The 14664-nt window shown below is 69.5% G+C and carries 8 protein-coding genes; 3 read left to right on the top strand and 5 right to left on the bottom strand.

Features of this window, described 5'->3' with window-relative positions; genetic code table 11:
* Position 1: 1 nt before the first annotated feature.
* Both ACYQ78_RS33995 and ACYQ78_RS33990 read left to right on the top strand, forming a co-directional pair.
* Entirely contained in the window at positions 2-1438 is a 1437-nt protein-coding gene (locus ACYQ78_RS33995; RefSeq protein ID WP_459805062.1) for a hypothetical protein, read from the top strand.
* 69 nt (positions 1439-1507) lie between these two features.
* Complete coding sequence (locus tag ACYQ78_RS33990) at positions 1508-4783, top strand: NACHT N-terminal Helical domain 1-containing protein (RefSeq protein ID WP_459805061.1); 3276 nt, start codon at positions 1508-1510, stop codon at positions 4781-4783.
* A 353-nt stretch (positions 4784-5136) separates the two neighbouring features.
* Here ACYQ78_RS33990 and ACYQ78_RS33985 read toward each other — a convergent pair whose 3' ends face one another.
* Positions 5137-5751: a pyruvate kinase gene (locus ACYQ78_RS33985; RefSeq protein ID WP_459805082.1), complete on the bottom strand. Its 615-nt coding sequence runs from the start codon at positions 5749-5751 to the stop codon at positions 5137-5139.
* 401 nt (positions 5752-6152) lie between these two features.
* Positions 6153-7190, bottom strand: a complete 1038-nt coding sequence (locus ACYQ78_RS33980) for a hypothetical protein (protein ID WP_459805060.1) — start codon at positions 7188-7190, stop codon at positions 6153-6155.
* 119 nt (positions 7191-7309) lie between these two features.
* On the opposite strand from ACYQ78_RS33980, the gene ACYQ78_RS33975 reads away from it, so the two are divergent.
* Positions 7310-7969, top strand: coding sequence for a response regulator (locus ACYQ78_RS33975; protein WP_459805059.1), 660 nt, complete (start codon positions 7310-7312; stop codon positions 7967-7969).
* Here the strand turns inward: ACYQ78_RS33975 and ACYQ78_RS33970 are convergent.
* Genes ACYQ78_RS33970 through ACYQ78_RS33960 form a run of 3 tightly spaced genes read right to left on the bottom strand, consistent with a single transcriptional unit; the run spans position 7931 to position 14656 of the window.
* The gene (locus ACYQ78_RS33970) at positions 7931-9988 is read right to left on the bottom strand and encodes an acyl-CoA dehydrogenase family protein (RefSeq protein WP_459805058.1); all 2058 of its coding nucleotides are present in this window, start codon (positions 9986-9988) and stop codon (positions 7931-7933) included. The two genes, ACYQ78_RS33975 and ACYQ78_RS33970, sit on opposite strands and share 39 nt — an antisense overlap.
* A 1-nt stretch (position 9989) precedes the next feature.
* On the bottom strand, positions 9990-13592 hold the full coding sequence (locus ACYQ78_RS33965) for a non-ribosomal peptide synthetase (RefSeq protein ID WP_459805057.1): 3603 nt from the start codon (positions 13590-13592) through the stop codon (positions 9990-9992).
* The gene (locus tag ACYQ78_RS33960) at positions 13589-14656 is read right to left on the bottom strand and encodes a M20/M25/M40 family metallo-hydrolase (protein WP_459805056.1); all 1068 of its coding nucleotides are present in this window, start codon (positions 14654-14656) and stop codon (positions 13589-13591) included. Before ACYQ78_RS33960 ends, ACYQ78_RS33965 begins: the two co-directional genes overlap by 4 nt.
* Positions 14657-14664: the final 8 nt, after the last annotated feature.

The raw sequence follows: 14664 nt of genomic DNA, 5'->3' as shown, positions 1-14664 counted from the left end.
CATGCGCAGCCTCCGCACGGCGCTCGCCGCCCTGATGACCGGTGTAGTCTCGGTCGTCGCCTGGATGTCACCGCTCGCGCCGACGGCCACGGCCCTCGTCTGCGACACCGCCTGCAAACTCTTCACCGACGCGGCCGGGCTGCAGCAGCAGACCCCGAAACCGTTCGGATGGGGCATCGGCGCCCACGCCGAGACGAGCGCCCTCATCTGGAACGGCCGCTACTCGATGTACTACCGGACCTTCATCAGCCAGACCGGCGCCATCTGCCCACTACCCCAGGGGATCGCGCTCGCCACCTCGCCCGACAGCGGGAACACCTGGGTCCAGCACAACGGCGGCAGACCGCTCGCCGGGGTGCAGTCGGCCCTGCCACCCGGCGCCTCATGCGCCGGCGCCATGAACACCTGGGTGTACGCACCCGATGTGATCGCGGACAACGGCCGTCTGCTGATGGTGTTCGAGCAGCGCGACGTGGCCTCCAATGGGCGTGCCCTGCACTCCATCCGCTGGGTGACGAGCACCGACGGCATCACCTGGTCGAACAGCACCCTGCTGCTGAAGCCAGGAAAGATCAACGATGTCTACTACGACGAACTCGGCACACCCGACATCGAGAAAGACGGTGTCGGCTACGTGCTGACCTTCCATTACCACGATGCGGCGGGCATCCTGCCGCAGGGCCGGGCGACCGTGCGCTTCGCGGCACCGGTGGAGGACTATTCGGGCGCCAGGACGAAGTTCGCCCTGAGCCCCAATCCCGCCTGGGCGAACTACGGAGTGGGCCTGGGCGACATGCACCGCGAGGCCGACGGCTACTGGTACCTCATCTTCGAGGCGTTCAGCGGTGCGAACGGCACGTGCGGAAGAACGGACTCGCAGACGACGGTCGGGATCGCGCGCAGCACCGACGCCGTCAACTGGACCGTCCGCAGCGCGCCCCTGATCAGGGGCGTGGGAGTGAGCTGCGGCTGGGACATGCCGTCGTGGCAGCTCCTGGGCAACGCCCGCGGTGTCGTCACCCCCGACGATCCGCCGGAGGGCAGGGAGCTGGTGCGCTGGAACATCGTCGACAAGGTTGCGCCGGTCCAGGTGACGTCGGGCCCGCAGTTGAGGCAGAACCAGTTCCTGCCAGCGCCCCACTGCCTGAACAACGGGTCGGCACGGCTGTGCATGCAGGACGACGGCAACCTCGTGCAGTATCGCAACAGCGACAATTTCGTCATCTGGGCCAGCGACACGTGGGGCAGCCAGGCCACCCGCGCCTATCTGCAATATGACGGGAATCTCGTGCTGCTCCGTGCCAACGGCACCGCCGTGCGGGCCACCGCGACCGACGGGCGTCCGGGTGCCACTCTCGACGTGCTGGGCGACCGCCTGCAAGTGAATCACTACGGCAACGTGGTGTGGCAGCGGATGTCGGGCCAGCGCGGAATGTGACCTCGGGTCAGACGGGAACACCTTCGCGCGAGGTGTTCCCGTCGCCGTCCATGGTCCACGATGGTGCGCATGTCGGTTCTCGAGACGGCGCTCAGCGGCCTTGCCAAATCCGTGGCGCAGCGAACGGTGGGCGCCTGGCTGGCGAACAGGACGGACCGGCAGGAGCGGGACACCGACCTGAGCGAACTGATCAGAAGCTCGTTCCTCGACAACGTCGCCAGGCGCAAGTTCGAGCACCAGGTGAAGGGCATCGCCCTCGCCGTGGAAGACCGGCTGACGGCCCTGGTCACCCACGAATACCGGGGCCTGACCGACGACGCCAAGGCGGCGGTCCTGCACGAGGTGATCCACTCACTCACCTCCGCCGACCTGACGGACGACGCGATCTTCGCCGCCGACGGCGACGCGGTGCGGCTGACCGAGCAGGTGACGGCAGGCCTGCGCCCGCCCCGGATGGGTGAGGCCGAAGACCGGCTGCACGCGGTGGTCCTCGCCGAGTGCGTCGAGTGCATGGTCCGGATGATCCGGCAACTCCCCCAGTACCTCCCGCGTGCGGCGACCGAGACCCTCGGCCGCCTGACGAGCCTGTCCGACCAGATCGAACGGCTGCTGGCCAGAGTTCCGCCCCGCTCTCTGGACGCGCCCGAGGGAGCCCAGGACGACCAGGCCTTCGAGCGCCGCTATCTGGAATTCATCAGCCGCACCCTCGACGAGGTCGAACTCCCCGGTGTCCGGGTGGAGACCTACCGGCCGCGCACCTCGCTGAGCGTGTCCTACATCAGTCTGACCGTCTCGGCCGACGACAAGGATCGGCGCCGGGCGTCCGTCCGCATGCCGCTCGCTTCCCTGACGGGCCAGTCCGCCACTGTCCCGGGCACCCCGCGCGTCGAGTCGGCGCTCGGCAAGAACCGGCTCACCCTGGTCCGAGGCGAGGCAGGTTCGGGCAAGAGCACCCTGCTCAGATGGCTGGCGGTAACCGCAGCGCGCGGCGCCTTCTCCGGGGCCCTTTCCTCGTGGACGGGTTGCGTGCCCCTACTGGTCAAACTGCGCAGCCACGCCGACGGCACCCTCCCCTCCCCCGAACTCCTCCTCTCCGACGTCGCCCAAGAGCTGACTGGCCGGATGCCCCGTGGCTGGGTGGAACGGGTCCTGGAGTCGGGCCGCGGCCTGCTCCTCGTTGACGGGGTCGACGAACTGCTCGCCAGACACCGCCGGGCGGTGCGGCAGTGGCTGGACAGGATGCTGGCCGCCTACCCGTCGATGAGGGTGGTGGTGACCTCCCGCCCCGCCGCAGCCGACGCGCGATGGCTGGCCGACGAGGGCTTCTCCTCCTTCCTGCTCGAGCCGATGACCCCGTCCGACCTGCGGGAACTCATCCAGCAGTGGCATGTGGCGATGCGCGACTGCCCGAGCCTGCCCTGTCATCCGGACGAACTGGAGACCTCCGAACGCTCCCTGCTGGCCCAGCTGGAGAGCCGGGGGCACCTGCGCGCTCTGGCCAGTACGCCACTGCTCGCCGCCATGTTGTGCGCGCTCAACCTGGACCGGCGGCACCACCTGCCACCCAGCCGGATGGCGCTCTACCGGGCAGTGCTCGACATGCTCCTCGAACGGCGCGACGCCGAACGCGGCATCGACGACGAGGTGGTCCTCGACCAGGACCAGAAGGTCTGGATCCTCCGCGACCTGGCCTGGCGGCTCGTCTCCATGGGACGCTCCGAACTCTCCCGGGGCACCGCGCTGCGCCGCATCCACCAACGGTTGAGCTCGATGGTCCGGATGCCGTACACGCCGGAGGAAGTGCTCGACCATCTCCTGCTCCGCAGCGGAATCCTCCGGGAACCGGTGCCGGGGCGGATCGACTTCGTCCACCGCACCGTCCAGGACTACCTGGCGGCCGGGCAACTCGTCGAAGACGAGGACGTCGAGGCGGGCGTGGAGAAGGCGCACCTGGACCAGTGGCGCGAGGTCGTCGTGATGGCGGCCGGCCACGCGACTGGCCGCCTCCGCCGCGAACTGCTGACGGGCCTGATGGATCGGGCCGACGGGGAGAAACGCTACGCGCGGCGGTTGCGGCTGGTAGTGGCTGCCTGTCTGGAGACCATGCAGGAGATCCCGCCCCAGGTCCACGACCGTTACGAGCGATGCCTGGCGTCGGTGATCCCGCCGTGTAACGAGGACGAGGCGCACATCCTCGCGGGGGCCGGGGAGGAGGTCCTGAAGCGACTCCCGGATGACCTGTCGCAGTTCTCGGACCGCCAGGCGGCCATGACGGTACGGACCACCTGGATGATCAATGGGCCGCGCGCCATGGAGAAAATGGCCCGCTACGGCCCTACCGCATCATTCGACACGGTAAAGGAAATGGAAAATGGCTGGCATTATTTCGACGCCGCCGACTATGCGCGGATCGTGCTGTCAGTTGCACGACCTTACAAGGTGTCAATCGACGATCCACGCCTCATACGTGGCTTGGCGCATATACAGGACCTAACAAGGCTGAGCATCGAAACCAAGCAGCCTGTCAGAGGACTACAATTTATCCGCACCCTCCCGAACCTCGACTCAATCCACATTACGCCATTACAGGTGGAGACTCTCGACGAACTCATATCTGCACCCAATCTGACCAGATTCTGGTGTTCCATGGAGAATTACACGGAGGTGGACGTCTCCGCATTGCATCAGTTGCCGATTCTGAGCGACCTCTTTCTTTGGAATGTCCGCCTTCATGAGCTCGTATTCCTCGAGGAAATCTCGTCCCTCAGATCACTCGGGCTCACATTGCCCAGCAACGGGCGCATCGACCTGAGACCCCTATCGAGCAAGCACGATCTCACGTCCCTCTTCCTGCACAGCGACAACACTCCAATCGATCCTTCCTTATTCGCCGGCATGTCACAGCTAGACCACTTAGCCCTCATTTGCGGTGGCCCGCTCATCGGTGGACTTGCTTCACTTGCCAAGAATCTGCCGTCGCTCTCCTCTCTCATTTTGAACACAACGAGCAACCTGGGCAGCATCACCGCGCTGGCCCCTCTAGGCCTCACGCAATTGGGAATCGACGAGTGCGAGGATGTGGAGGATCTGGATCAGATCGGTCAACTACACGCGCTCCGAGGCTTGTCACTGGAAAGCGTTACCCTGGAGGACCTCACACCGATTGCGGCCCTTCCTCGCCTGCGAACTCTCAACATATCGACGGCAAACGGCGTCATTGACCTCGCACCATTCGCGGGCAGGCCGGGGCTAGCAATCAGCGTCGAGATCGGGCAGGAGGTCATCAACGAACACCATCTGCACCCCACGGCCACATTCACGAGAGACCAAGAGCACGAAAGATGACCTTGACGCGACCCTAGCCGACCGCCCTCCGAACTGACGCCCGGCGAAGCGGATGCAATCTCACCCTTCCGGCCGACAATGCGACACGGTGGGTTCGCGGAATCTCGGTGAGGCGATGACGGAACGCTTCGGGTAGACGAACGCGATGACGGCGAGCCTGTCGGACTCGCTGCCGCGATCTCGCCCGCCCGGGCATCGGCTCGCTCGTCAGCCTCGCCGGGGCGCACCTCCCGGTGGTACATCACCGGAAATCCGGGAAGGGCCCCGTCGAGGAAGTGCCAGCCGACGCCCAGCGAGAGCAGGCACTCTTCTTCGGGCGCCGACACAAACCCGCCCGCATCGCCCACGCTCTCTCACGCCGCTCTCGCCCGTCGTCCATGCACATGACCGAGCGAGGATGAGGCGCCACTTCCAGCCAACCGGCCTGCGTCTAGTAGAGGTGCACACTCACGGGATTCAGATCGCCTACCGGCGCGCAGCCAGGAGGAGACGCCGTCCAGTCGCAGGCCGTGCCGCGCCGACCGGAGTCCAGTCCCCTGACGATCTGCGTGGCCAGGATCCAGGGCGCGCCGCCGCCGACGCGGCCCGTTCGATCCGGCCACCGCGCCCGGCAGTCCCACCCACGGCAGGCTGAGCGCCAGATCGCCCCGCGCGGCCATCACGAGGTCGGCGGCGGCGCAGATGCTCTCGACGTTGTCGATGCCCGCCTGGGTTTCGAGTTTCGCGATGATTCGCGCCTCCCGCGCGGACGCCGACAGTCTCTCCCCAGTCTCGGAAATGTCCGACGAATCGCCGACGAAGGAGAGCGCGACCACGTCGAAAACATCGGATTCGGCGATCGACCTGAGGTCGCTCCTGTCTTTTCCGTAAGGCAACAGGCCCGGAAGTTGGTGCCCTGGACGGTCAGCCCGCGCCGCTGGTCGACCGCCCCCGCCCACTTCGACGGTGACCACCGCGCCGTCGGCCATGACGCCGGTCGCGCACAGCACGGCGTTGCCATCTCCGACCGGTGATCAGATCGTCATTCTTGTGCCGGTACGCGCAGAACCTTGTCGGCCGGACTACCTGCGGAATCGGAAAAGGCGGTAGACGTCGCCGGCGCCCAGGCGCACTTCCGGCGGACGGAGAAACCACCGAGGGGGAACTTCTCCCCGCCAGATCGGCCACGATCTGGAACTCCACATCGTGACGTCTCGCGATTTCCCGACGAAGGCGTGCCTGTCCTATGCGGTATTCCGGAGCGGCGAACGAGAACCTCCGCTGGACACCGGTCGCACCGGCAAGCAGGAATTCCTCTTCCTTATTCCCCGAAGCGGGACCGGGCGCTTACTACAACACTGACGTGCAGAGCACACTATCTGCGCCCGCCTTACCGATACGTGGCGAGTTCTCCCGTGCGTCGCACGTCGAGGGTCACGCAGTGGATGCCGCCGCCCAGGCTCCTGGCGTGGGTGAGCTGCGTGGGGATCACCTCGACCCCGTGGCGCTCCAGCTCCTTGATGAGCCCGGTCTGCCTCTTGTCCACGACGGCCTTGCCCGGGGCGATGACCAGGAAGTTCATCCCGATCCACACCGACGACTTCGGGTGGTCGCCGATGAAGCCGGTGTCGACCAGGTCGGGGCAGATCACGGTGTCCCAGCCGCGCAGGAAGTCGGGCATGTTGGCGTCGGTGACCCGTGCCGGGTTGATCAGCATCAGGCCCGGCCGCAGCGGCACGATCGTCGAGTCGATGTGGGTCGACGGATAGAGGCCCTCACACGGGTGCACGGTGTACTGCTCACCGAGCGCGGCCTGGAGCCACTGCGCGCCGAGCAGGTTGCCGCTGTCGGAGACCTGGTAGAGCAGGTCGGTGCCGAACCTGAGGATGTTGGCGGCGTCGAAGGCCGGTTCCAGGTTGCGCAGCCGCTGTCCTTCCGGCGCCTTCGGTTCGTACATGTCGTCGGTCAGCCGGGGCTTGGGCGCCGACAGCCAGCGCGCGCCGCTCTCCAGGTACTCCAGGAACAGTTCCTTGTACGCGAACCCTTCGAGGAACCGGGAGCGCAGCACCATCGGCGACTCGATGAGGGTGGTGCCGACCGTGAGGAAGCCGTCGCGGGGGCAGTAGTCGTAGAAGCCGTCGGTGCTCCAGTCGGGCGTGGCCGTGATCGCCCGGTGGTCGCGGCCACCGGGGCGGCGGACGGTCACGCCGAGGCTCCGCAGCAGCGCGGCCAGGTCGTCGAGTTCGGCCTCGGTCTGCTCGACCACGTCGGGCGGGTAGGGGCCGGACGGGATCTCCTCCGGATCGACGTCGGCGTACTCGACGGCGTGCAGGCTCCGGTCGGCCACCGGCACCCGCGCGCCCTCCATCGTGCCGACGACGATCTCCTCCAGTGGATCCCATTCGTTGTGGACGTCTACCAGGCTCATCGACCGTTTCCTCTCTTAAGGATTGTCCTTTATTTGACGCGTTTACCGGTAAATCAAAGGGGCAACTCACCCGAGCCATTCTGTTCGTGCGCAACGAAACAGCGAGAAGGCGTCACACAATGACCATTCGCACCTTGATCTGCGACGAACTGCCCGTCATCAGGGACGGCATGCGCACCCTGCTCGACGCCGTGCCGGACATCGACGTGATCGACACCACCGACAACGGCATGGAGGCCATCGTCCTGGTGCGCACCGAACGGCCCGACGTCGTCGTGACCGATCTGAATTTACGGACCATTTCCGGCCTGGAGATGATCCGCCGTCTCGGTAAAGAGGACACCCCGCCGCGCATCGTGGTGTTCACCGGGTCGGACGCCGACAAGACGGTCAGCGACGTGCTGCACGCCGGGGCCAGCTGCCTGCTCTGCAAGGACGCGAGCCCGCAGGAACTGGTCGCCGCGATCAGGGCGGCGGCCGAGGGCCGGACCGTGCTCGCGCCGGACATCGCGCAGCGCCTGGTCACCTGGTTTCGCGAACAGTCCGACACCGTGGAGCCCGAGGCGTGCCCCGAGGTGACCGATCTGACCCCGCGCGAGCGCGAGGTGACCCAGATGGTGGCCCGGGGGATGTCGACCGAGGAGGTGGCCCGCGCGCTGATGATCGGGGTGGCCACGGTGCGCACCCATCTCTATCGGGTGCGCACCAAGCTCGGGGTGCGCGACCGCGCGGAGCTCGTCTCATTGGCGTACCGATGCGGGCTGATCCAGCCGGCGTGACCCGGCCAGCCGCCACAGCGCGGCGGGTTCGCCGAAGCGGCCCGACTCGGCGGCGGCCAGCCGGAAGTGGCGGTGCAGGCCGAGTTCTGCGGTCATCGCGCGCACCCCGCAGGCCTGCATGCAGATCCGCACCACGTCGCGGGCGGTCTCGGCCGCCATCGCGAGGGCGGTGATCGGCGCGGTGCCTGTTTTGTCGCGCCCGGAGTCGGCCAGCCAGGCGCCCCGGTAGACGGCGGCGCCGGTCGCGCGGAGCGCCACCATGGCGCGGGCCAGCGGGAAGGCGACGGCGGGCAGGTCGCGCAGCCGCGTGCCGAACTGGCGCCGGACCCCGGCGTACCGGACGGCGATGTCGTGCGCGCCCTCGGCGATGCCGAGCAGGTAGGCCGCCTGGCGGAGCCGGGCGCGGGCCAGCGGTTCGTCCAGGCGGGCGACGACGGTGGCGGGGGTCCGGTCGAACCGGACGCATCCGTTCTCGACGCTCGGGCCGGACGCCGCGACGAGCGTCGGCTCGCCGTCCACCTGAGTGGCGACCAGGAACGGGCCGGGGCCGTCGGCGAGGGCGGTGCCGGTGAGCTCCCATCCGCCCGCGGACGGGGTCGCGGTGACGCCGGGCATCGCTTCGAACCCGGCCAGGGCCACACCCCCCGGGTGGCCGACATCGGCGGCCAGCGCGTCGGCGCGGTAGGGGTTTCCGCAGGCCGCGCGGCCCAACTCCACGTTGACGACCACGCCGGCGGTGACGCCGAGGTCGAAGCCGTCGGAGCGTTCGTAGTCGTAGGCGCCCAGTTCGTCCAGGACGGAACGGGCTTGTGAGCCGTCCACCGGCCCGTGTACCTCGCTGGAGACGGGCACGTGGGCGAGGCCCGCGCGCAGGGCGGCGCGCAGCCGGGCGACGAGGGGATCGGAGCTCTCCGACCCGATCGAGTCGAACGCGGCGGCCATGATCTGGAGCATCACCTCGGAGGTGCCCGCCGACAGTGTGAGGCCGGGCGCCTCCCGGTAGGCGGAGTCCAGGATCGCGGCGCGCCCCTCCGGGTGGGGGAGGTGGTAGGCCCACATCGCGATGTCCTGGGCGAGTTCGCTGCTGTGCAGCTTGGCGACGGCGGCGGCGACGGGGTCGACCCGGTCGGCGGCGAGGCCGGTCAGCACCTCCCAGGCCAGGACGTGATCGGCGGTCAGCGCGCCCTCCCACCGGCCGATCCGCTCCAGATGAACCGCAGGGTCGGTCACCGCCTCCAGCGCGGCCTCGAACCAGCGTTCGGCCTTGAGGTGGTAGTCGAGGCCGGTGCGTTCGATGGCCAGCGCCTCGTTGAGCAGCGGCCAGCCCTGGTCGCGCGGCCCGAGGAGGTCGGCGCCGGAGACCGGCACGGCGTCGAGGTCGACCTGGTGGAAGTGCTCGTCGCCGATCCCCGGGATCGTCGTCACGGTCACGCCGGGGACGGACAGGTCGACCAGGAACAGGCTGATGCCCTGGTATTTCCCGGCGTCGGGGGTGGTCCGGGCGGCGCACAGGCCGAGGTCGACGAAGCGGGTCTTGAGGCTGAACACCTTCGTGCCGGTGACGCGGTAGCCGTCGCCGTCGGGTTCGGCCACGGTGCGCAGGGCGCCGAGGTCGGAGCCCGCGTCGGGTTCGGTGTAGAGGACCGACGCGAACCGCTCGCCGCGCGCCAGGGCGGGCAGGTGCCGCCGTTTCTGCTCGTCGGTGCCCGCCATCAGCAGGAACTGGCCGACGATCTGGATGGTGTTGACGTGCAGCGTGTCCGGCACCCCGGCGCGGACCAGTTCCTCGGCGACGATCGCGGCGTCGGTGAGCGGGCGGCCCGCGCCGCCGAACTCGACCGGCCAGTGCACGGCCAGCAGTCCGAGGTCGCCGAGCAGGCGGTAGAGGGGGCGCTGGTCCTTCTCGACGCCGCCGGTGGAGGTCGCCTCCCGCACGGCCGCCTGCACCTCGGCGGAGCGCAGCGTCCTCCGGACCTCGCCGCGGAAGCGGTCCTGTTCCTCGGTGAATCCGTATCGCATGTCAGAGGGTCCGTTCGATCGCGGCGACGATCTGGCTCAGCGCCGGTTCCGTGAAGAGGGTGTAGTGGTCGCCGGGCAGGTCCAGGCTCTGGAAGGGGCCGGTGCAGACGTCCCGCCACTGCTTGTCGAAGCCGTCGCCGGGCGAGGCGGCCAGCAGGGTGACCGGCCCGCCGTAGGGTCCGGGGCGGTACGCCTCCAGCGCCAGCGCGCAGGCCCGGAAGACGGCATAGCGACCTGAAAGATCCGGCAGGTCGTCCCGTCCCACCAGTCGGGTGACGTCGTATTCGAACCGGCGCCGGATCGTCGGCTCGTCGAGGGCCAGGTCGTCTTCGTCGTGGAAGGCGTCCAGCAGGATCACCGGCGGTCTCGCGCCGGTCTCCCGCTCCAACTGGCGGGCGACCTCGAAGGCCAGCACTCCCCCGTACGACCATCCGGCCAGGCAGTAGGGCTCCGGGGCGTCCTTCAGCGTCCGGACGATCTCGGCGGCGGTCGCCGGGATCGAGTCGGGCGGGGCCGGCGCTGGGAACCCGGCCACGCCGATGCCCTCGCGCAGCGCCCGGATCAAAGGGACGTAGCAGAACAGTTCACCGCCCGACGGGTGCACCAGGTACACCCGCGCGGGGCCGGGCTTCCGCATCACCACAGGCCCCTCGCCGGATGGCTGCCGGGAGGAGTCGATGGTGGCGGCCAGATGCGCGACGGTCGGTGAGGCGAAGAAGTCGGCGAGCGAGACCTCCACCCCGAACCTGCGCTTGATCGCGGACATGAGCTGGGCGGCCTGGAGGCTGTTCCCGCCGACCTGGAAGAAGTCGTCGTGCACGCCCATCCGGTCGTCGTGCAGCAGCGGGGCGAGCACCTCGCGCAGGAGCGTCCGTTCGGTCGCGGTGCGGGGCTCCTCGCCCTGGACCTCGGTGTGCGGATCGGGCAGCCGCCGCCGGTCGACCTTGCCGCTGGCGGTGAGCGGGATCTCGTCCAGGACGACGAAGAACGAGGGGATCATGTACGACGGCAGCACCGACCCCAGATGCTCGCGCACCTCCGGCACGCGATCCACGGTCAGGTAGCCGACCAGGTGTTTCTGCCCGGCGGAGTCGGCCCACGGCTGCACGCTGACCGGCCCCATGCCGGGGAAGGACGCCAGCGCCGACTCGACTTCACCCAGTTCGATCCGCAGCCCCCGGATCTTGACCTGCTGGTCGATGCGCCCGAGGAACACGAGCCGCCCGTCGGACAGCCGTTTGACCAGGTCACCCGTCCGGTACAACCGCCCGGACGGCGTGTCGACGAACTTCTCGGCGGTGAGCTCGTCGCGGTCGAGGTAGCCGCGCGCCAGCCCGGCCCCGCCGATCACCAGCTCTCCCGGCACCCCGATCGGCACCTGGCGCAGGTCGCGGTCGAGCACGTGCGCGACGTGGTTGGCCATCGGCAGCCCGATCGGCGGCGAGGAGTCCCAGGTCCCCGCGCACTCTTCGACGATCATCGTCACCGTGCACTCGGTGGGCCCGTAGCCGTTGAACAGCCTTCGCCCGGGATTCCACCGGTTCACCAGCTCCCCGCTGAACGCCTCCCCGCCGACGAACGCGATGCGCAGCTCGGTGAACCGCTCCGGGGTCAGCAGCGGCATGACCGTCGGCGGCAGGTCGATGACGGTGATCCCCTGCCGTTCCATGAGCGACTGGAGCCGGTCGATCGACAGCCGTTCGTCGTCGGTGGCCAGACAGAGGGTGGCGCCGGTGAGCAGGGCCGAGAAGGTCTCGAACACCGACACGTCGAAGGTCGCCGAGGCGAAGCCGAGCACCCGGTCGGCCGGGGTCAGCTCGAACAGCTCCCGGCAGGAGTCGGTGAAGTTGACCACGCCCCGGTGTTCGAGCAGCACCCCCTTCGGCCGGCCGGTGCTGCCGGAGGTGTAGATGATGTAGGCGACGTCGCCCGGTTCCGCCGCGAGGGGCGGGTTGCCGGTGGGCAGGTCGGGGCGGAGGTCGTCCATCAGCACGAGGGGCGCGCCGACGTCGATCGCGGTGTGGGCGATCACCGCGCGCAGTCCCGCGTCGGCGGCGATCTCCGCGAGCCGCGCGGCCGGATGCGCCGGGTCGAGCGGGACGTAGGCGGCGCCGGTCTTCAGCACCGCGAGCATCGCGGTCGGCAGGTCGAGGCTCCGGCGCAGGCAGAGGCCGATGCGGTCGCCCGGCCCGGCGCCGCGCTCGCGCAGCAGCGCCGCGAGCCGGTTCGCGCGGGCGTTGAGCTCGCCATAAGTGCATTCGAGGTCCTGGACGACCACCGCCACGCGATCAGGATCCGCCGCGACCGTGGCCTCGAACCGCTCGACGATCGTGGTCTCCCGGATCGGCCGCACCGGCCCGGCGCCGGCCTCGTCGAGGAACGCCTTCTCCGCCGGGCTCAGCATCTCGGCGGCCGACAGCGGCGCGTCGGGATCTTCGGTCAGCGCGCGCAGCAGCGTGTCGTAGTGCCGGGCGAACCTGGCGACGCTCTCCCCGTCGAAAAGCCCGGTGTCGTACGAGATGCGCAACCGCCGCCCCTGGACAGACCAGCTCAGGTCGAACCGGGGATCGGCGGTGAGGACGTCCTCCTCCGACGTCAGGAGCCCGGGGAACCCGATCGTGGCCCCCTCCGCCCCGCAGCCGAACGCGATCGGCAGGTCCGGCGCCTCGAACGGCTCGTCGCCGTGGGTGCACGCGTCCGCCGCCGCCTGGGCGACCCTTCCCACCAGCTCACGGAACGTGGGGTCGCCGGAGACGTCCACCCGAAGCGGCACCGTGCTCGCGAAGGAGCCGATCACCGGCAGGTCATGGCGCCGGTTCGGCGCGGGGAAGCCGATCACCAGGTCGTCCTGGCCGCAGTAGCGGCGCAGGAGGGCGAAGAACGCGGCGGTCAGGACGTCGGCCGGGTCGACCCCCTCCTCGTGCGCCAGGTCCAGCTCGAACGCGTCGACCCCGAACGCCGAGGCGTCGCCACGCGCCCGGTCGGCGGGGAACTCCGGCACCTCGGCCCCCGCCAGCGTCTCGCGCCAGAACGGGCCCGGCTCGACGTCGTGCCGCCAGAGCGCGTAGTCGGGAAACTGCACCGGCAGGTCGGGCAGCTTGGGTTCGCCGCCGTAGAGCTCGGCCAGCTCTCCGATCAGCACCCCGGCCGACCGCTCGTCGAAGATCATCGGATGGGCGTCGAAGAGGAACAGGTGGTCGTCCGGCGCCGTCCTGATCAGCGCCGCCCGCCACAGGGGCGCCCGGCGCACGTCGAACGGTTCCCTGATCCACCCGTCGATCAGCGGCAGCTCGACCGGTACCTCGGCGGCCACCACCTGGACCGGGCGGCCCTCCCGTTCGACGATCGCGGTGCGCAGCGCCTCGTGCCGGGCCACCACAGTGGCCAGGGCCGATCGCAGCGCGGACACGTCCAGCTCGCCCTGAAGCCGGAGACGGACCGGCACGGAGGGAGCGGACCGCAGCGACTCCTGCGCGGGCGACAGCGGAGCGGGGCCGGTGTTCCCGCGCGGCGGCGGGCCGTTGGTCCCCGCCTTGAGCAGGTCGAGGAAGAGGGCCCGGCAGTCGGCGGGCAGCCGGGCGAACCGCTCGGACATACCGGTCATCGCAGGCTCCTCTCGGGCAGCCGGGCCAGTTCCGCGATGGCGATCGACAGCACGTCGATGCCGCGCAGGTAGTCCGACAGCACGATGTGCTCGTTGTCGGCGTGGTCGAGGCGGCTGTCGCCGGGGCCATAGGTCGCCATCGGGACGTCCCACACCTCGGCCAGCGTGTTCATGTCGGAGGTGGCCGTCTTCACCACGAGTCGTGGCCGGGCGTGCAGCCTGCGGATGCCCGACACCAGCGCCCGGACGGCGGGGTCGGCCTTCTCCGCCCGGCAGGCGGTCACCGAGTTCAGCACTTCGAGGTGACCGGCCGGCAGCCGGGCCCGCAGCCCCCGCACCAGCGCGTCGGCGTCGAACCCCGGCGGGGTGCGCACACTGAGGTCGGCCGTCGCGGTGGTCAGGTCGGCGTTGAGCTGGCAGAGCGTCGCGCCGGGCCGGGCGAACACGTCGTGGCCGACGTCGGGCCCGAGCAGGTCGACCAGCGCGTTCCAGCAGGCCACGGCCAGTTCGGACGCCTTCGGCATCGGATTGCTCGGATGCGTGGCCGGGCACCGCACGGTGTAGCGCAGGTCGAGCTTGCCCTTGTAGCCGAGCACCACGCTCGACCAGCCGCTCGGCTCGCCGACGATCAGCGCGTCGGGCGGGTCGTGGGTGGCCCTGATGGCCATCGCCCCACGTGAGCCCGGGGTCTCCTCCTCGACGACGCCGATCACCACGATCCGGCCGGGGAACCCGGTCGCCCCGGCGGCGGCGCAGATCATCGCCGCGAGCGGACCTTTGGCGTCGACCGCACCCCGGCCGTAGAGCCGGCCGTCTTCAGAGCGGACCGGCACGTCCCCAGGGACGGTGTCGAGGTGCCCGAGCAGCATCAGCGTCGGCCCGTCACCCCGCTCGATCACGCCGACGACGTTGCCCACCGGGTCGATGTGCGCCCGGTAGCCGAGGCCGGTCATCACCCTGGCCAGGAAGTCGGCCAGCGCGCGCTCCTGGTAGGACGAGGAGGGGATCTCCAGCATCCCGCGCAGCAGCCCGGCGGCGTACGTCTCGTTGATCGTCGCTGACACGGGGCCTC

Source organism: Herbidospora sp. RD11066, from assembly GCF_054661255.1.
The sequence above is the reverse complement of the archived record's forward strand: the minus strand, read 5'-3'. Positions and strand labels throughout refer to the sequence as shown.

Bases quoted from the DNA above. Each gene is read 5' to 3' on its own strand.
- ACYQ78_RS33995 (WP_459805062.1), top strand. From the start codon at position 2: ATGCGCAGCCTCCGCACGGCGCTCGCCGCCCTGATGACCGGTGTAGTC.
- ACYQ78_RS33990 (WP_459805061.1), top strand. From the start codon at position 1,508: ATGTCGGTTCTCGAGACGGCGCTCAGCGGCCTTGCCAAATCCGTGGCG.
- ACYQ78_RS33985 (WP_459805082.1), bottom strand. From the start codon at position 5,751: ATGGCCGACGGCGCGGTGGTCACCGTCGAAGTGGGCGGGGGCGGTCGA.
- ACYQ78_RS33980 (WP_459805060.1), bottom strand. From the start codon at position 7,190: ATGAGCCTGGTAGACGTCCACAACGAATGGGATCCACTGGAGGAGATC.
- ACYQ78_RS33975 (WP_459805059.1), top strand. From the start codon at position 7,310: ATGACCATTCGCACCTTGATCTGCGACGAACTGCCCGTCATCAGGGAC.
- ACYQ78_RS33970 (WP_459805058.1), bottom strand. From the start codon at position 9,988: ATGCGATACGGATTCACCGAGGAACAGGACCGCTTCCGCGGCGAGGTC.
- ACYQ78_RS33965 (WP_459805057.1), bottom strand. From the start codon at position 13,592: ATGACCGGTATGTCCGAGCGGTTCGCCCGGCTGCCCGCCGACTGCCGG.